Annotated in this window: 16 protein-coding genes; 2 read left to right on the forward strand and 14 right to left on the reverse strand. The window is 60.6% G+C overall.

All coding sequences use genetic code 11. The annotated features are described in order from the left end of the window. Nucleotides 1–183: 183 nt before the first annotated feature. From KGA89_RS05410 to KGA89_RS05420, 3 genes are all read right to left on the reverse strand, one after another. Entirely contained in the window at nucleotides 184–1,290 is a 1,107-nt protein-coding gene (locus KGA89_RS05410; protein WP_003198112.1) for an NADH:flavin oxidoreductase/NADH oxidase, read from the reverse strand. 247 nt (nucleotides 1,291–1,537) lie between these two features. Then, nucleotides 1,538–3,247, reverse strand: coding sequence for a single-stranded-DNA-specific exonuclease RecJ (recJ, locus tag KGA89_RS05415; protein ID WP_003198111.1), 1,710 nt, complete (start codon nucleotides 3,245–3,247; stop codon nucleotides 1,538–1,540). 89 nt (nucleotides 3,248–3,336) lie between these two features. After that, nucleotides 3,337–3,879, reverse strand: a complete 543-nt coding sequence (locus KGA89_RS05420) for a YaeQ family protein (protein WP_003198109.1) — start codon at nucleotides 3,877–3,879, stop codon at nucleotides 3,337–3,339. A 147-nt stretch (nucleotides 3,880–4,026) separates the two neighbouring features. On the opposite strand from KGA89_RS05420, the gene KGA89_RS05425 reads away from it, so the two are divergent. Continuing rightward, nucleotides 4,027–5,226, forward strand: a complete 1,200-nt coding sequence (locus tag KGA89_RS05425; RefSeq protein ID WP_003198107.1) for a CaiB/BaiF CoA transferase family protein — start codon at nucleotides 4,027–4,029, stop codon at nucleotides 5,224–5,226. 395 nt (nucleotides 5,227–5,621) lie between these two features. Here the strand turns inward: KGA89_RS05425 and KGA89_RS05430 are convergent, their stop codons facing one another. The 11 genes from KGA89_RS05430 to ffh all read right to left on the reverse strand — a co-directional run bounded on the left by KGA89_RS05430 (nucleotide 5,622) and on the right by ffh (nucleotide 16,158). Beyond that, nucleotides 5,622–5,909 carry a DUF3509 domain-containing protein gene (locus tag KGA89_RS05430; protein WP_003198105.1) on the reverse strand — a complete coding sequence of 96 codons (288 nt, stop codon included), beginning with the start codon at nucleotides 5,907–5,909 and terminating at the stop codon, nucleotides 5,622–5,624. Between the two features lie 184 nt (nucleotides 5,910–6,093). Further along, entirely contained in the window at nucleotides 6,094–7,464 is a 1,371-nt protein-coding gene (locus KGA89_RS05435) for a transporter substrate-binding domain-containing protein (protein ID WP_013692360.1), read from the reverse strand. A 120-nt stretch (nucleotides 7,465–7,584) separates the two neighbouring features. Continuing rightward, a complete protein-coding gene (gene thrC / locus KGA89_RS05440) occupies nucleotides 7,585–8,994 on the reverse strand; it encodes a threonine synthase (RefSeq protein WP_013692359.1) in 1,410 nt (469 codons plus the stop codon). A gap of 105 nt (nucleotides 8,995–9,099) precedes the next feature. After that, nucleotides 9,100–10,404, reverse strand: coding sequence for a homoserine dehydrogenase (locus KGA89_RS05445; protein ID WP_003198098.1), 1,305 nt, complete (start codon nucleotides 10,402–10,404; stop codon nucleotides 9,100–9,102). Nucleotides 10,405–10,536: 132 nt separating this feature from the next. Beyond that, a complete protein-coding gene (locus tag KGA89_RS05450) occupies nucleotides 10,537–11,268 on the reverse strand; it encodes a DsbC family protein (RefSeq protein ID WP_063322825.1) in 732 nt (243 codons plus the stop codon). A 288-nt stretch (nucleotides 11,269–11,556) separates the two neighbouring features. After that, complete coding sequence (xerD, locus tag KGA89_RS05455) at nucleotides 11,557–12,453, reverse strand: site-specific tyrosine recombinase XerD (RefSeq protein ID WP_003198093.1); 897 nt, start codon at nucleotides 12,451–12,453, stop codon at nucleotides 11,557–11,559. 132 nt (nucleotides 12,454–12,585) lie between these two features. Continuing rightward, nucleotides 12,586–12,936 (reverse strand): 50S ribosomal protein L19, encoded by a 351-nt coding sequence (gene rplS / locus KGA89_RS05460; RefSeq protein ID WP_003175895.1) that lies wholly within the window; start codon nucleotides 12,934–12,936, stop codon nucleotides 12,586–12,588. A gap of 45 nt (nucleotides 12,937–12,981) precedes the next feature. Continuing rightward, the gene (gene trmD / locus KGA89_RS05465) at nucleotides 12,982–13,755 is read right to left on the reverse strand and encodes a tRNA (guanosine(37)-N1)-methyltransferase TrmD (RefSeq protein ID WP_170845966.1); all 774 of its coding nucleotides are present in this window, start codon (nucleotides 13,753–13,755) and stop codon (nucleotides 12,982–12,984) included. Beyond that, nucleotides 13,737–14,273, reverse strand: coding sequence for a ribosome maturation factor RimM (gene rimM, locus KGA89_RS05470; RefSeq protein WP_223470847.1), 537 nt, complete (start codon nucleotides 14,271–14,273; stop codon nucleotides 13,737–13,739). Before rimM ends, trmD begins: the two co-directional genes overlap by 19 nt. A 5-nt stretch (nucleotides 14,274–14,278) precedes the next feature. Next, complete coding sequence (gene rpsP, locus KGA89_RS05475) at nucleotides 14,279–14,530, reverse strand: 30S ribosomal protein S16 (RefSeq protein WP_003198088.1); 252 nt, start codon at nucleotides 14,528–14,530, stop codon at nucleotides 14,279–14,281. Nucleotides 14,531–14,781: 251 nt separating this feature from the next. Continuing rightward, nucleotides 14,782–16,158, reverse strand: a complete 1,377-nt coding sequence (gene ffh, locus KGA89_RS05480; RefSeq protein ID WP_003198085.1) for a signal recognition particle protein — start codon at nucleotides 16,156–16,158, stop codon at nucleotides 14,782–14,784. Nucleotides 16,159–16,364: 206 nt separating this feature from the next. On the opposite strand from ffh, the gene KGA89_RS05485 reads away from it, so the two are divergent. Beyond that, nucleotides 16,365–17,177 carry an inner membrane protein YpjD gene (locus KGA89_RS05485; protein WP_003198083.1) on the forward strand — a complete coding sequence of 271 codons (813 nt, stop codon included), beginning with the start codon at nucleotides 16,365–16,367 and terminating at the stop codon, nucleotides 17,175–17,177. The last annotated feature ends 3 nt before the right edge of the window (nucleotides 17,178–17,180 follow it).

The raw sequence follows: 17,180 nt of genomic DNA on the forward strand, positions 1-17,180 counted from the left end.
GACGCCTTCGCGAGCAGGCTCGCTCCCACATTGAGCCTTGTTGTGAACGCTATCCACGCCACACAACAGATCCACTGTGGGAGCGAGCCTGCTCGCGATGAGGCCGGTACAAGCACCAATTTTTTTCAAACAAACAAAAAGCCCCGGCCAATGACGACCGGGGCTTTTTGTTTTACCAAGCACTCAATCGCGCAAATCCGACTCATGAATCGGCTGGTCCCGATGCGTTGCCCGCTGGTACTGCGCCGGCCACGTGGCCTTGCGGCCGCCCAGGTCATCATCGGCATGCAGGGCCCAGTACGGATCGCGCAACAATTCGCGCGCCAGGAAGATGATATCGGCCTGGCAGGTGCGCAGGATGTGTTCGGCCTGGGCCGGTTCGGTGATCATGCCGACGGTGCCGGTGGCGATTTCCGACTCCTTGCGCACCCGCTCGGCAAAGCGTGTCTGGTAACCCGGGCCGGTGGGAATTTCCGCATTGGCCGCCGTGCCACCCGATGACACGTCGATCAAATCCACCCCCAGGGCCCTGAATCGCCGCGCCAGCTCCACGGTTTCGTCCGGGTTCCACCCGTCCTCGACCCAATCGGTGGCGGAAACGCGAACGAACACCGGCAGTTCTTCAGGCCATACGGCCCGCACCGCTTCGGTGACTTGCAGCACCAGGCGGATGCGATTCTCGAACGAGCCGCCGTATTGATCGCGGCGCTGATTGCTCAACGGCGAGAGGAATTGATGCAGCAGATAACCATGGGCAGCGTGAACCTCGACCACTTTGAAGCCGGCCGTGAGGGCGCGCTTGGCCGAATCCACGAAGGCCTGGATCACATCGGCGATCTGCCCTTCGTCCAACTGCACCGGCGGGGTGTGTTGCGGGTCGAAGGCAATCGGCGACGGGCCGACCGGAACCCAGCCGCCGTCCGCCGGTTTTACGCTGCCATGCTTGCCCAGCCAGGGTCGCCAGGTGCTCGCCTTGCGTCCGGCATGGGCCAGTTGTATGCCCGGCACGGCCCCTTGGGCGGTGATGAACCGGGTGATGCGTTGCAAGGGTTCGATCTGTTCATCATTCCACAGCCCCAGGTCCTGGGCGGTGATGCGACCGTCGGCGGTGACGGCGGTGGCTTCGGTGAACACCAGGCCGGCACCGCCCACGGCACGGCTGCCCAAGTGCACCAGGTGCCAATCGTTGGCCAGGCCATCGGTGCTCGAATACTGGCACATCGGCGATACCGCGATGCGATTGGGCAGGGTCAATTGGCGAAGGGTATAGGGTTCCAGCAGCAGACTCATGGGGCACCTCTCGAATCAGTGGGCAGGCTCCAGGGTTCTGTTTGAAAAGTCGACGAGTGACAAAAGGTGCAACACCCGCCCCCGCGGGCAAAAAATTCGACAAGACGTCACAAGGGCTATCAAGCAGTGCTTAGAGCCTAGTCGACAACCCGCAAGGACGGAGGGTTCAGAACTTAAAAACCGACGGTGTGGCGCACTGCAGTTCACTTAAGGCGACCCTCGCCACAAAGGCCGATCGGCGTATCGGCTACCGCGGCTCGATATGGGCAATCATCAACTGCACCGTTTCCTGGCCGCGGAACTCGTTGAGGTCGAGCTTGTAGGCCAGTTCCACCCAGCGCACGGTAGGGTTGGGCCAGATCTCGCGGTCGATGCCAAAGGCGATGCCATCGAGCTTCACCGAGCCGCACTCGCTCTTGAGGATGACCTTCAGGTGCCGTTCGCCCACCACGCGCTGTTCGACCAACTGGAACAGGCCGTGGAACATCGGCTCAGGAAAATGCTGGCCCCAGGGGCCGGCGTGGCGCAGTGCCCGGGCCAGCTCCAGGTGGAACTCCTCCACCGCCAGGGTGCCATCCGACAACAGCCGGCCGGTCAGGTCTTCTTCGCGCAACTGCCGGCGCACTTCCGCATCGAACGCTTCGGCGAACAACGGAAAATTAGCCTCCGGCAGCGTCAGCCCCGCCGCCATGGCGTGACCGCCGTACTTGCTGATCAGGGTGGGATGCTGCGCCGCCACCACGCTCAGCGCATCGCGAATGTGAAAGCCCGGCACCGAGCGACCCGAGCCCTTGAGCAAACCGTCCCCGGCATCGGCAAAAGCAATGGTCGGACGGAAATAGCGCTCTTTCATCCGCGAGGCGAGAATGCCGATGACCCCCTGGTGCCACTGCGGATCGAACAGGCACAAACCGAATGGCATCGACTCCACCGGCAGGTCCTTGAGCTGGGCCAGGGCTTCGCGCTGCATGCCCTGCTCGATGGACTTGCGGTCCTGGTTCATGCCGTCCAGTTGCGCCGCCATCTCCCGCGCCAGGGCCGGATCGTTGGTGAGCAGGCATTCGATGCCCAGGCTCATGTCGTCCAGGCGCCCTGCCGCATTCAGACGCGGCCCGAGGATAAAACCAAGGTCGGTGGAGGTAATCCGTGACGCATCGCGCTTGGCCACTTCCAGAATAGCCTTGATGCCGGGCCGGGCACGTCCGGCGCGAATCCGTTCCAGGCCCTGGTGCACCAGGATCCGGTTATTCGCGTCCAGGGGCACCACGTCGGCCACGCTGCCCAGGGCCACCAGGTCGAGCAATTCGCCGATGTTCGGCTGAGGTGTGCTGGCATACCACCCCAGGCTGCGCAGACGCGCCCGCAGGGCCATCAGCACATAAAAAATGACGCCGACACCGGCCAAGGCCTTGCTCGGAAACTCGCAGCCCGGCTGGTTCGGATTGACAATGGCATCGGCTGCCGGCAGCTCGAGGCCGGGCAAGTGGTGGTCGGTGACCAGCACCTGAAGTCCCGCCGCTTTCGCCGCCGCCACGCCTTCCACGCTGGAAATACCGTTATCCACAGTGATCAGCAACTGCGGTTCGCGAGCCAGGGCGACTTCGACGATTTCCGGGGTCAGCCCGTAGCCATATTCGAAGCGATTGGGCACCAGGTAATCGACATGGGCCGCACCGAGCAGGCGCAGCCCGAGCATGCCCACGGTGCTGGCGGTCGCGCCATCGGCATCGAAGTCGCCCACGATCAGGATGCGCTGGCGTTGCTCCAGCGCCGTCACCAGCAGATCCACCGCGGCGTCGATCCCCTTGAGCTGCTGGAAGGGAATCAAGCGCGCCAGACTCTTGTCCAGTTCAGCCTCGGACTGCACGCCACGCGCTGCGTACAGGCGGGTCAACAGGGGCGGCAGGTCACCGAGGAATGGCAGGGTGTCGGGCAGTTGGCGGGGTTCTATGCGCATGGGGTGACAAAGTTTTCTCTGGAAATCGTGAAGATTGTGGCAAGGAGAGCTCGCTCCCACAATGGCTCATTCAATACCGGGTCAATGGCTCAACCACGCTCGCCCAGCAACCATTGCAGCTGGACTTCATGCTGGCCACGGTCGTCGGTCACGAAAATCGTGCCCTCGCTGATCATCACATCCCACTTGATCACCCGGGGCATGTCCTGGGCCAGGGTTTCTAGCACTTCCTGGGGCACCGCGGCGATGTTGACGTTTTTCAGGTTCTTGACCGCCGGGATCACCTTGCCTTCCCAGACCCGCAGGCTGCCGTAAGCCAGCAGGCTGGTGCGCTCGGTCCGGCGCGAGCACCAGGTCAGGCGATCGGCATCCGGCTGGCCGACTTCGATCCAGTGCAGCACACGGTCATCCAGGCTTTTTTCCCACAGCGCAGGCTCGTCGACGTCTGACAGACCACGACCAAACGCCAGCAGCTCGTTGTACCAGAACGCGTAAGCCAGCAGGCGCACAGTCATGCGCTCTTCGGTTTCCGAAGGGTGGCGGGCGATGGTCTGCTTCACATTCTCATACACATTGCGGTCGAGATCGGTGAGGTTCAGTTCAAACTTGTAAGTCGTGGACGGCTGGGCCATGAACGGGCTTCTTGATACGAGGAAAGGCGGCAAGTCTAACCGATGACGCGGGCAATCCACGAATTGCCGACCATCAACCTGCGGCGACTGACCTTGGCCTATGATAAAACGCTCTATTCGTTCTGCCTTTGTCCTACAGGATCTGTCATGTCGCTTACTGCCAAACCCCTTGCCGGTGTCAAAGTCATCGAACTCGGCACCTTGATCGCCGGGCCCTTCGCCTCGCGCATCTGCGGTGAATTCGGTGCCGAAGTCATCAAGGTCGAATCGCCCGACGGCGGCGACCCCCTGCGCAAGTGGCGCAAGCTGTACGAAGGCACCTCGCTGTGGTGGTTCGTCCAGGCTCGCAACAAGAAGTCCCTGACCTTGAACCTCAAGCACCCTGAAGGCCTGGCGATCCTGAAAAAACTGATTGGCGAAGCCGATATCCTGATCGAGAATTTCCGCCCCGGCGTACTGGAAAAGCTCGGCCTGGGCTGGGATGTATTGCACGCACTGAACCCGAAACTGGTGATGGTGCGGCTTTCGGGCTTCGGCCAGACCGGGCCGATGAAAGATCAACCGGGGTTTGGTGCGGTGGGCGAGTCCATGGGCGGCCTGCGCTACATCACCGGCTTCGAAGACCGCCCGCCGGTGCGCACCGGGATTTCCATCGGCGACTCCATCGCCGCGCTCTGGGGCGTGATCGGCGCATTGATGGCCCTACGTCACCGCGAGATCAATGGCGGAACCGGGCAAGTGGTGGACGTGGCCTTGTACGAGGCGATTTTCGCCATGATGGAAAGCATGGTGCCGGAGTTCGACGTGTTCGGCTTCATCCGCGAGCGCACCGGCAATATCATGCCCGGCATCACCCCCTCGTCCATCCACACCAGCGCTGACGGCAAGCACGTGCAGATTGGGGCCAACGGCGACGCGATCTTCAAGCGCTTCATGCAGATCATCGGCCGTGACGACCTGGCCAATGACCCACAACTGGCCAGCAACGATGGCCGTGACAGCCGCCGTGACGAGCTGTACGGCGTCATCGATCGCTGGGTCAACTCGCTGCCGCTCGACAGCGTTATCGACCAACTGAACCAGGCCGGAGTGCCGGCCAGTCGGATCTTCAGCGCCGAGGATATGTTCAGCGACCCGCAGTTCCTGGCCCGTGAAATGTTCCTGCAGGCCAAGTTGCCCGACGGCAAGGCATTCAAGATGCCGGGGATCGTACCGAAGCTCTCCGACACCCCGGGCACCTCCGAATGGGTCGGGCCGGCGCTGGGTGAACACAACGCACAAGTGCTCGGCGAACTTGGCTACGATGCACAGCAGATCGCCAAGCTGCGCAGTGACGGGGCCATTTGACACACCGCAACGGGCAGTCACTGAAGATCAAACTGTGGGAGCGAGCTTGCTCGCGATAGCGTCCGTTCAATCGATTTGATGCTGACTGACACACCGCAATCGCGAGCAAGCTCGCTCCCACATTAAGCTTGGCTTCATCCGGGAGAATCAGGCCGGCTGTCGGGCCGCCTCGCGAGCAAGCTTTGCTCCCACAACGGCGCCAACACCTGACAAACCACGCTAAAACCACAAAAGCCAGGCAAAAAGAAACCCCGAGAAGTGGGGAGACGACTCGGGGTTAAACGTGACCACTCATGGTCCGTACAACAAGCGACAAGCACCGGAGCACAATGCTCGCTCTTGTTGGTAAAGAGTCTGACTCATCAGGACGTAGGAAGGTTCCCACAAAACCCCAGTCAATTCGCCCCGACCATGACCTTGTCGCGCGCCAGATTGCGCAGCGCCGCAATCACACAGGGCTCCAGGCGCCCCTCGGCAATCAGCACATCGCGATGCAGGCCATCGACCACATCCGTCAACTGACGCTTGTCGGTCAATTGGGCCTGATTGAACACTCGCTCGACCATGATGGCCCCGGAGGCATTCTTCAGCGTCACCAGGCATTCGCCCTTGGCGCCGGAGGGAGTCAGCGTGACCTGATACGGGCTCAAAGCCTCACCCAGCAATAGGCTGATACTTTCCATTCGCTCACCCTTCAATAGTCCGAAAACAACTGCATGTTCACAGTAAGTGACCGTGAGCCGCAGCAGAAAGTTCGTCAGCGCACCGAACCGGCACGCCTTCAACCTGTTCAACCGAGCATGCGCGCCCAATATGACAGGCAAACAACAGCCTTTTCTTGAAACCTTGGCGTGGTGACGGTCGGCGTCAGGCCATCAACTTGTCGCAACGGCGCCACCGACGCCCGGCATCGGTCCAGCCCCCCAGAATGCCGCGTAACTGCCCGTCGGCTCCATAAAAGGGTACCGACCAATGATAGATTTCCCGCAAGCCGCTGCTGAACATCAATTGCCGGTCGACGAACCGAGACTGGCCGGTGCGCAATTGCTCCATCACCTCCCCATGGAGCAACTCGGCGGTGGCCGGTGGGAATGCCGCCGAATCTGTCAGCCGCGTGCCCCGCAGCTTTTCGAAGCGGGTCGCAAACTGGTCCTCGTAGCTTTTGTTGCACATGATCAGGCGCCCTTCCAGATCCCGGATGAAAATCGGGTCGGGAATGGCATCCATCAAGGCCCGCTGGAGCATCAACTGGTCCTTGAGGATCGCCTCGGCCTTGAGGCGCTGATCGATCTGTATCTGCAGGCGGCGGTTCCATAGCAGGGACAGGAGGCCGAACACCACGACCACGACCACGCACCAGTAACCCCAGCGGGACACCCGCTCCCAGATCGATGGCGCCTGGACGGGTGTGATACCGGCCACCCATTTGGAACGCAGCGCGCGCATGTCCTTGGCCGGGAAGGCTTCCAGCGCTTTATTCAAGATACCCAGCAGCACGGTCAGGTCTTGGCGTACCGCGAGGTAATCGGGTTCCCACTTGCCCTCCAGGCCCCTGCCTACTTGCAATTGACCCGCCGGATAGAGATGCACCCCGGTTTCATTTTCGATGGTGGCATAGGCTTCCCGGCTCTCGACCAATGCCCGCGCTTCGCCATAGGTCTTGGTCGTGCGCAATTTGATGGCCGGGTAGTCGCGCCTGATCTCCGCTTCCAAGGCATGCCGCGCCGGCAACGCCAGGACCTTCCCTTCCAGCTGCTCCAGCGAATGGAGGATCGATTCTCCGTCACGGCCAACAAATACCCAGCCCGAGCCACCAAATGCATGGCTGAAACTCAGGAAATCCCTGCGTTCGTCATTCATCGCCAGGAGGGTCGTCATGTCGGCTTCGCTGTTTTCCAGCAGCGTCAGCAACTCGCCGGGGGAGAACGACTCCCGATGCACGAACTCAAGGCCCGTCATTTGCGTAATGCGTTGGAGAATGTCGTGGTTCAGACCGCTCCACTGCCCCAGCTCATCCTTGAACAGGTACAACGGAAACTGCATCGTGGCCACGATGACGCGGGGGTTATCCTTGATCCACTTCAATTCCTGCGCATCCAATACCAGCCGCTCGCCAGGATTGAACGGCGGCGTTTCGAAAGCCGCCAACTGCGCCGCATCGCCCCCTTGCGCCCAGTACATCAGGGCCAGGCCCATTACCCAGCCCAAGGCTGGCTTGCCTTTGCTAAAAAACGACATCTGCATTTCCTTCGAGATGACTCGCCCGTTCCTCCAAGGGCGAAAACCCGACCAGTTTGGCATGCAGAAACAAGAAAGCCCGTCAGGAGACGGGCTTCAAAATGTGACAGGTTTACGCGCTCAGAGCGGCTTGCCGCGGTTGCCATGCTGGCTGACAAAGGCCTGCACAGCCTTCAAGTCGTTGGGCAACACGGTGCAACGCTCATCTCGCTCAAACAAATCAGAAAGATGTGCAGGTAGTTCAAGCGCTTTTCCTACACCGGCTTTCTCCACGGCTTCCGGGAACTTGACCGGATGCGCCGTGCCCAGGATCACCATCGGGATGTCCAGGCTACGACGGCACTCACGAGCGGCCCTGACACCGATGGCCGTGTGCGGATCGAGCAACTCACCGCTCTGCTCGAACACCTCGGCGATGGTTTCGCAAGTCTGCTCATCGTCCACGGCCAGGGAGTCGAACAACTTGCGGGCTTCGGTCCAGCGCTCAGGCTCGACGCTGAAACCGCCGCCCTGGCGGAAGCTGTCCATCAGGCCGGCAATCGCCGCACCATTGCGACCGTGCAGGTCGAACAGCAGGCGTTCGAAGTTCGACGACACCATGATGTCCATCGACGGCGACAGGGTGGCGTGCAGGGTTTCCTTGACGTACTGGTTGCCGCTCATGAAGCGGTGCAGGATGTCGTTGCGGTTGGTGGCGACGATCAATTGATTGATCGGCAGGCCCATGTTGCGCGCCAGGTAGCCGGCGAAGATATCGCCGAAGTTGCCGGTCGGTACCGAGAACGATACGGAGCGAGCTGGGCCGCCCAATTGCAGGGCCGCATGGAAGTAATAAACGATCTGGGCCATGATCCGCGCCCAGTTGATCGAGTTTACCGCCACCAGCCGCGTGCCCTTGAGGAAACTCTGGTCGGCGAAACTGGCCTTGACCATTTCCTGGCAGTCATCGAAGTTGCCTTCGATGGCGATGTTGTGGATGTTATCGCCGAAAATCGTCGTCATCTGCCGACGTTGCACTTCCGAGACCCGGTTGTGCGGGTGTAGGATGAAAATGTCGACGTTCTCGCAATGCTTGCAGCCTTCGATGGCCGCCGAACCGGTGTCGCCAGAAGTCGCACCGACGATCACCACACGCTCGCCACGCTTTTGCAGCACGTAGTCCAGCAGGCGACCGAGCAACTGCAGGGCGAAGTCCTTGAACGCCAGGGTGGGACCGTGGAACAGCTCCATGACCCATTCGTTCCCGTTGAGCTGACGCAGCGGTGCGATGGCGTTGTGGGAAAAGACGCCATAGGTCTCTTCGAGGATTTTCTTGAAATCGGCGTCCGGGATGCTGCCGGTGACGAACGGGCGCATGACCCGGAACGCCAGCTCGTGATACGGCAGGCCGGCCCAGGAAGCGATTTCTTCCTGGGTGAAGCGCGGCAGGTTTTCCGGCACATAGAGACCGCCGTCCGTGGCCAGGCCGGCCAGGAGGACATCTTCGAAATTCAGGGCCGGTGCCTGGCCGCGGGTGCTGATATAGCGCATGGGGCAAACCTTCGGTTTGGGCTTCAAGCGTTGAAGCTGCAGGCGACACACTCAAAGGCAAGTTTGCCTTCGTTCGCAGCCTGCAACTTACCGCTTGCCGCTAAATTAATTCAAATGTTCGACGCGGATACGGACCACCGGGCCAACGACACCCTGGAGCGCTTCCAGCGCCGCAATCGCGTCGTTGATGCGCTGCTCGACCACACGGTGGGTCAGCAGGATCATCGGCACCAGGCCATCGTGTTCCTCGACTTCCTTCTGCATGATCGACTCGATGTTGATGCCGCGTTCCGAAAGGATGCTCGCCACTTGGGCCAGCACACCTGGATGGTCCTTGGCCTGGATGCGCAGGTAGTAGGAGCTTTCGCATGCCTCGATCGGAAGAATCGGGTGAGCCGACAGCGAGTCTGGCTGGAAGGCCAGGTGCGGCACACGGTTTTCCGGGTCCGAGGTCATGGCGCGAACCACGTCCACCAGGTCGGCGATCACCGAAGAGGCAGTCGGCTCCATGCCCGCACCGGCGCCGTAGAACAGCGTCGAGCCGGAGGCGTCGCCGTTGACCATCACCGCGTTCATCACGCCGTTGACGTTGGCGATCAGGCGATCGGCCGGGATCAAGGTCGGGTGCACGCGCAGCTCGATGCCATTGGCGGTGCTGCGTGCCACGCCCAGGTGCTTGATGCGATAGCCCAAGGCTTCGGCGTAGTTCACGTCAGCGGTGGTCAGCTTGGTGATGCCTTCGGTGTAGGCCTTGTCGAACTGCAACGGAATGCCGAACGCAATGGAGGCCAGGATCGTCAGCTTGTGCGCTGCGTCGATGCCTTCCACGTCGAACGTCGGATCAGCCTCTGCGTAGCCCAGGGCCTGGGCTTCGGCGAGCACGTCTTCGAAGGTGCGACCCTTCTCGCGCATCTCGGTGAGGATGAAGTTGCCGGTGCCGTTGATGATCCCCGCGACCCAGTTGATGCGGTTGGCCGACAGGCCTTCGCGGATCGCCTTGATCACCGGGATGCCACCGGCCACGGCGGCTTCGAAAGCCACGATCACGCCCTTCTCGCGGGCCTTGGCGAAAATTTCATTACCGTGAACAGCGATAAGCGCCTTGTTCGCGGTGACCACATGCTTGCCATTCTCGATGGCCTTGAGTACCAGCTCACGGGCAACGGTGTAGCCGCCGACCAGCTCTATGACGATGTCGATCTCAGGGTTCGTGGCCACTTCGAAGACATCGTTGGTAATCGCAATACCGGTCGTCTGGAACTGAGGCTTTGGCGTGCGCATGGCAATTTGTGCCACTTCGATCCCACGCCCGGCACGACGAGCAATTTCCTCGGCGTTGCGCTGAAGTACGTTGAAGGTGCCGCCACCGACGGTACCTAACCCACAGATGCCTACTTTGACCGGATTCACTCTTGACTCCCCATGAAACGGCCGACGCAAGGTCGGCCGTGAAATACAGCCGCGCAGCAACGCGACTTTGTGTTTAACGGCCCGACGAAGGTTTTCGCCGAGCCGTGATCTTCAGAAGCGGATCGCCCATGATCATTTTGCGCCCAGGGCCAGTTTGGCGACTTGTGGCGCCGGCTGGTAGCCCGGAATCACCTGGCCGTCGGCCAAAACGATGGCCGGCGTGCCGTTCACACCAATGGACTGGCCAAGGGCGAACTGCTTGGAAACCGGGTTCTCGCACTTGGCGGCCTTGATTTCCTTGCCATCGACCATTTTGTCCATGGCCGCTTTCTTGTCCTTGGAGCACCAGACCGCCTGCAACTGCTCATCGCCCGGCGAGCCCAGGCCCTGGCGCGGGAACGCAACATAGCGCACTTCGATGCCGCGCTTGTTCAGCTCCGGTACTTCGGCGTGCAGCTTGTGGCAATACGGGCAGGTGGTGTCAGTGAACACGGTGATGTGCGACTTGGTTTCGCCAATCGCCGGATAGACCACGGTTTCAGCGACTGGAATGCCGTTGATCAACTTGGAAATGCCCTGGCGCTCGGTCATCTCGGTGAGATTGACCGGCTTGCCGTCCTTGAGCTCGAACAGGTTGCCCTGGACGATGTACTGACCGTCGGCGCTGGCGTAAAGCACGCGGCTGCCCTTGAGCTTGACCTCATACAGGCCGGCCATGGGGCTGGCCGAGATGGTTTCGATCGGCACTTCGAGCTGAAGGTTTTCCAGGCTCTTGCGGATAGCCTTGTCGGCCGCGTCGTCGGCGATGGCAAAGGTACTGGCCAGCGCAATGGCGGCGGCGGTGAACATCTGGATCAAACGCATGGGGACTCCTGAGGCGAACAAATGAGACGGGAAACGCCGACCCGCAGATTCGGGTTCCAACCGCCCACTGTGCAAACCGGGAAAGCCTACCACATAAGGCCCGCGTGACCGAATGCCGCTGATGCAAGACGCTTTGAAGATCAATGCTGGCTGACACACAGCCATCGCGAGCAAGCTCGCTCCCACACTTTGGTCGGTGCAAGACAGCAATTGCGCATCCACCACCCAATCCCTGTGGGAGCGAGCTTGCTCGCGATGGCGGCAGCACTGACAACATCGCGGCAGGTTTCAGCCGCGCGGATGGTGTTTGGCATGCAGGTCCTGCAGCCGCGCCCGGGCGACGTGGGTGTAGATCTGGGTGGTGGACAGGTCGCTATGGCCGAGCAGCATCTGTACCACCCGCAGGTCGGCGCCGTGGTTGAGCAGGTGCGTGGCGAAGGCATGGCGCAGGGTGTGGGGCGAGAGGGATTTGTTGATCCCGGCCACCTTGGCCTGGTGCTTGATGCGGTGCCAAAAGGTCTGGCGGGTCATCTGCTCGCCGCGCAGGCTGGGGAACAGCACGTCGCTGGGGCGCCCGCCCAGCAGTTCGTGGCGGGCATCGCGCATGTAGCGCTCGACCCAGACGATCGCTTCCTCACCCATCGGCACCAGGCGCTCCTTGCTGCCTTTGCCCATCACCCGCAGCACGCCCTGGCGCAGGTTGACCTGCTCCAGCGTCAAGCTGATCAACTCGGTGACCCGCAGGCCGCAGGCGTACAAGACTTCCAGCATGGCCCGGTCGCGCTGACCGATGGCTTCGCTGAGGTCGGGCGCCGCCAGCAGCGCTTCCACATCGGCTTCCGAGAGGGACTTGGGCAATGGACGTCCCAATTGCGGCATTTCCACGCGCAAGGTCGGGTCCACCGCGATCAGCTTTTCCCGCAGCAAATAGCGATAGAACCCACGCAGGCCGGAGAGAAACCGAGCCGTCGAGCGCGGTTTGTAGTTCTGCTCCAGGCGCCATGCCAAGTGATCGAGGATCAGCTCCCGGCCGGCATTGATCAGTTCCAGGTGGTTTTCCTGCAGCCAACCGTTGAACAGCGCCAGGTCACTGCGATAGGCATCGCGGGTGTTATCGGACAGGCCCTTCTCCAGCCACAGGGCGTCGAGAAACTGGTCTATCAGCGGATGATCGATGGCTGGCATAAAAACTCTTGAAGGATGCGGGCACACACAGCATCAAAATGGCAAATGAAGCTATGCAGGGTGCTCAAAGAGCAAATCGCAGGCAACAAAAAAGCAGCCCGCAGGCTGCTTTTTTTGCATCGGAAGCTGGACTTAAGCCAGTTTTTCCTTGATGCGAGCTGCTTTACCCGACAGGTCACGCAGGTAGTACAGCTTGGCTTTACGTACGTCACCGCGACGCTTGACAGCCATGCTGTCGATTTGCGGGCTGTAGGTCTGGAAAGTACGCTCTACGCCAACACCGTTGGAGATTTTACGAACGGTGAATGCACTGTTCACGCCACGGTTACGCTTGGCGATAACGACGCCTTCGAACGCTTGCAGACGGGAACGGTCGCCTTCCTTCACTTTCACCTGAACGACAATGGTGTCGCCTGGGGCAAAGGTAGGGATTTCTTTGGTCATCTGCTCTGCTTCGAGTGCAAGGATGATTTTGTTAGTCATGCTGTGCTCCTAAGGCAAGTCGTCGGACTCACCATCGATACGTTGTTAACTATCGTCCCGCTCGCGGATGTATTCCTCGAGCAGCTTCTTCTCTTCTCCAGAAAGCGAGCGGCTTTCCAGAAGATCGGCGCGTCGTTCATAGGTCCGACCAAGGGACTGCTGTAAACGCCAACGCCGGATGTGCGCGTGGTTGCCACTTAGCAACACGTCGGGAACACGCTGATCCGCATACACCTCCGGTCGGGTGTAGTGCGGGCAATCCAGCAGACCATCCGTAAAGGAATCTTCCTCAGCGGAATCTGCATGCCCTAAAGCTCCAGGCAGCAGTCGTGTAACCGCATCGATCAGGACCATCGCCGGCAGCTCGCCGCCAGACAGAACATAGTCGCCAATCGACCACTCTTCATCGACATGAGCTTCAATGAAACGCTCGTCAATGCCTTCATAACGGCCGGCAATCAGGATCAATGCATCCGAATTCGCCAGCTCGCGTACCGCCGACTGAGTCAGTTGGCGGCCTTGGGGCGACAGGTAGATCACCTTCGCACCCTCCCCGGCTGCCGTCCTGGCCTGAACCAGCGCATCTTCCAGGGGCTTGATCTTCATCACCATGCCCGGACCACCGCCAAACGGGCGATCGTCCACAGTGTGATGTCGATCCGTGGTGTAGTCCCGCGGATTCCAACAGGTGAGCTGCAACAGCTCCTGTTTCACCGCGCGGCTGGTTATGCCGTACTCGCTGATGGCGGAAAACATCTCGGGAAACAATGTGATGACTTCAACGCGCAAGTTAGCCACGTTTAGAAATCCGCATCCCATTCCACCTTCATCTCGCCTGCGGCAAGGTCGACGGCCAACACGCATTGCTCGGTATAGGGCAACAGGCGTTCGCGATCATCCAGGCTGCCGACGCAAGGCTTGACCACCATGACATCGTTCGAACCGGTCTCGAGCAGGTGATCGATTTTCCCGAGCAATTGCCCGAGGTGGTCGATGACCTTCAGACCCACCAGCTGGTACCAGTAGTACTCGCCGTCGATCAGTTCAGGGAACAGGTTGCGCGGCACGCAGATCTCATAACCGGCCAGAAGACGCGCTTCCTCACGATCATCGAGATCCTTGAGCTTCGCGACCAGGAACTTGTCGTTCCCGCGTCCGCTGACCAGCTCCACCTGTTTCACGCTACCTTCGCGCTTGAGCGTCCAGGTTTTGTAGTCCAACAGGTTCTTGATCGGATCAGTAAAGGAATACACCTTCACTTCGCCGCGAACGCCATGTACAGAGTAGATCTTGCCGACAACGATCAAATCATCAGCATCTTTTGGCGTCGCGTTCATATTGCTCAGGCCGCAGCCTTAGCCGATTCCTTCAACAACTGAGCAACGCGCTCAGAAGGTTGTGCACCAACGCTCAGCCAGTAGGCTACGCGCTCTTGGTTCACGGACAGACGTACTTCCTGACCACGGGCAACAGGGTTGAAGAAACCAACCTGTTCCTTGTGGGAACCGTCACGCGGGTTGCGGCTGTCGGTTACGGTCAGGTGGTAAAACGGGCGCTTTTTGGAGCCGCCAAGGGCAAGACGGATTGTTAGCATGTGAACATCGTTCCTGTAGTCGGTGCTGCAAATCTAAATGCACAGCGGGCATAGGTGCCCGAAAGGCCGCATATTCTAAGGAATATCCGGACTTTTGCAAATGTCTTTTTCCGGCGCCTGGCGCCATGCGATCAAGATTTGCCATAGAGCCGTCATGAAAAACGGCAAGTCAGCTCCCGCGTAGCGCGGGTTTGCTGGAGATCCCCGCATCCGTGCGGGGCAACGCCGACATGACAGCCGGCGCAGATTCTTTACATTTTCGGCATGCCGCCGCCGGGCAACATACCGCCCATGCCGCGCATCATCTTGGCCATTCCGCCCTTGGCGGAGAATTTCTTCATCATCTTCTGCATCTGCTTGTGCTGCTTGATCAAGCGACCGATGTCCTGCACCTGGGTGCCGGAACCCATGGCGATACGGCGTTTGCGCGAACCGCTGATCAGCTCAGGGTCGCGGCGCTCGGCCGGGGTCATGGAGTTGATGATGGCTTCCATCTGCTTGAACTGCTTTTCAGCCGCGCCCTGGGCATTGCCCATCTGCGCCAGGTTCACGCCACCGATGTTCGGCAGTTTGTCCATGAGGCCGCCAAGGCCGCCCATGTTCTTCATTTGTTGCAGTTGGTCGCGGAAGTCTTCAAGGTCGAAGCCCTTGCCCTTCTTCAGCTTCTTGGCCAGTTTGTCGGCCTTGTCCTTGTCGAGGGTCTGTTCGGCCTGCTCGATCAGGCTGAGCACGTCGCCCATGCCGAGGATGCGCGAAGCGATACGCTCGGGGTGGAACGGCTCGAGCGCTTCGCTCTTCTCGCCCATACCGATGAACTTGATCGGCTTGCCGGTGATGGCGCGTACCGACAGCGCGGCACCGCCACGGGCGTCACCGTCGACCTTGGTCAGGATCACGCCGGTCAACGGCAGTGCATCACCGAACGCCTTGGCGGTGTTGGCCGCGTCCTGGCCGGTCATGGCATCGACCACGAACAGGGTTTCCACCGGGTTGATCGCGGCATGCAGCGCCTTGATCTCGCCCATCATTTCTTCATCGATGTGCAGGCGACCGGCGGTATCGACGATGACCACGTCGATGAATTTCAGTTTTGCTTCTTTAATAGCCGCCTGGGCGATGTCCACCGGCTTCTGGCTCAGGTCGGACGGGAAGAACGTCACGCCGATGTCGTTGGCCAGGGTTTCCAGTTGCTTGATCGCCGCCGGACGGTAGATGTCCGCCGACACCACCATCACCGACTTTTTCTTGCGCTCTTTAAGGAAGCGCGCCAGCTTGCCGGCTGTCGTGGTCTTGCCCGCGCCCTGCAGACCAGCCATCAGCACGACTGCTGGCGGTACGGCGCTCAGGTTCAGGTCTTCGTTGGCGGCGCCCATCAGGCTTTCGAGTTCGGCCTGGACGATCTTCACGAACGCCTGGCCCGGTGTCAGGCTGCGCGACACCTCGGTGCCGACGGCGCGTTCCTTGACCGAATTGACGAAGTCCTTGACCACCGGCAGGGCGACGTCGGCTTCGAGCAACGCCATGCGCACTTCGCGCAGGGTGTCTTTGATGTTGTCCTCGGTCAGTTTCGCCTTGCCGGTGACATGGCGCAGCGTCTGCGAGAGACGGTCGGTTAGGTTTTCAAACATGCGCGATCCTTTCAGGCCCAGATGAGACCGGGATAATGGCGGCCCAGACCGTGAAAAATGTGCTCGGCGAGCCTGCGGCGTGGGCAGGTCGCGGATTATAGCGAAGAAGCGGGCTACGTACACCTTACTGTCAGTTGCTGTGGTCTTTCGTGCGGAGGGGGTTCTATGCCAAACTCAGCGCCTTTCGGGCTTGCCTAACAGGATTTATGCTCCCCTTGTCACCCAGCTTGCTTGCCACGCTCGCCGCCGCCTGCCTTTATGCCGCTGCGACCCTCTATCAAGGCACCCGCCTGGCCACCGGTGCCAAGGCGAACAAACGCCTGCTGGTCACGCTTGGCGTGCTGGCGGTGCTCGGCCACGCGGCCAGCCTTTATACCCACCTGATGACGCCGATCGGCCTGGGCCTGGACTTTTTCAACGCCGCCAGCCTGATCGCCGTCGCCGTGATCGCCCTGACGCTGCTGGCCTGCTCGCGCATCCCGGTGGAAAACCTGCTGGTGCTGCTGTTTCCGCTGGGGCTGGCCACGGTGCTGCTGGCGCAATTCGCGCCGTCGGGCACGGTGCAGATCATCGACGAAGAGCCGGGCATCCTTGCCCACATCCTGCTGTCGATCCTTGCCTACGGCCTGTTCACCATCGCAGTGTTCCAGGCCTTGCTGCTGCTGGTGCAGGACCACCAGCTCAAAAACAAGCACCCGTCCGGGCTGATTCGCAACTTCCCGCCATTGCAAACCATGGAAAGCCTGCTGTTCGGCTTCCTCTGGGCCGGCTGGAGCCTGCTGTCGCTGTCGCTGATTTCCGGCTGGCTGTTCGTCGAGAACCTGTTCGCCCAGCACCTGGTGCACAAGACCCTGCTGGCCTGCCTGGCCTGGATAGTCTTCAGCGTGCTGCTGTGGGGCCGCAACCGCCTCGGCTGGCGCGGCCACAAGGCGATTCGCTGGACCCTGGCCGGTTTCTGCCTGCTGATGCTCGCGTACTTCGGCAGCAAGCTGGTTCGCGAATACATCCTGCATGTGTGACGG

The organism is Pseudomonas sp. A-RE-22 (assembly GCF_019956035.1).
GTDB lineage: Bacteria > Pseudomonadota > Gammaproteobacteria > Pseudomonadales > Pseudomonadaceae > Aquipseudomonas > Aquipseudomonas brassicacearum.

Excerpts from the sequence above, each read along its gene's own strand:
- KGA89_RS05410 (WP_003198112.1), bottom strand. The coding sequence starts at position 1,290 with ATGAGTCTGCTGCTGGAACCCTATACCCTTCGCCAATTGACCCTGCCC.
- recJ (WP_003198111.1), bottom strand. The coding sequence starts at position 3,247 with ATGCGCATAGAACCCCGCCAACTGCCCGACACCCTGCCATTCCTCGGT.
- KGA89_RS05420 (WP_003198109.1), bottom strand. The coding sequence starts at position 3,879 with ATGGCCCAGCCGTCCACGACTTACAAGTTTGAACTGAACCTCACCGAT.
- KGA89_RS05425 (WP_003198107.1), top strand. The coding sequence starts at position 4,027 with ATGTCGCTTACTGCCAAACCCCTTGCCGGTGTCAAAGTCATCGAACTC.
- KGA89_RS05430 (WP_003198105.1), bottom strand. The coding sequence starts at position 5,909 with ATGGAAAGTATCAGCCTATTGCTGGGTGAGGCTTTGAGCCCGTATCAG.
- KGA89_RS05435 (WP_013692360.1), bottom strand. The coding sequence starts at position 7,464 with ATGTCGTTTTTTAGCAAAGGCAAGCCAGCCTTGGGCTGGGTAATGGGC.
- thrC (WP_013692359.1), bottom strand. The coding sequence starts at position 8,994 with ATGCGCTATATCAGCACCCGCGGCCAGGCACCGGCCCTGAATTTCGAA.
- KGA89_RS05450 (WP_063322825.1), bottom strand. The coding sequence starts at position 11,268 with ATGCGTTTGATCCAGATGTTCACCGCCGCCGCCATTGCGCTGGCCAGT.
- xerD (WP_003198093.1), bottom strand. The coding sequence starts at position 12,453 with ATGCCAGCCATCGATCATCCGCTGATAGACCAGTTTCTCGACGCCCTG.
- rplS (WP_003175895.1), bottom strand. The coding sequence starts at position 12,936 with ATGACTAACAAAATCATCCTTGCACTCGAAGCAGAGCAGATGACCAAA.
- trmD (WP_170845966.1), bottom strand. The coding sequence starts at position 13,755 with ATGGGATGCGGATTTCTAAACGTGGCTAACTTGCGCGTTGAAGTCATC.
- rimM (WP_223470847.1), bottom strand. The coding sequence starts at position 14,273 with ATGAACGCGACGCCAAAAGATGCTGATGATTTGATCGTTGTCGGCAAG.
- rpsP (WP_003198088.1), bottom strand. The coding sequence starts at position 14,530 with ATGCTAACAATCCGTCTTGCCCTTGGCGGCTCCAAAAAGCGCCCGTTT.
- ffh (WP_003198085.1), bottom strand. The coding sequence starts at position 16,158 with ATGTTTGAAAACCTAACCGACCGTCTCTCGCAGACGCTGCGCCATGTC.
- KGA89_RS05485 (WP_003198083.1), top strand. The coding sequence starts at position 16,365 with ATGCTCCCCTTGTCACCCAGCTTGCTTGCCACGCTCGCCGCCGCCTGC.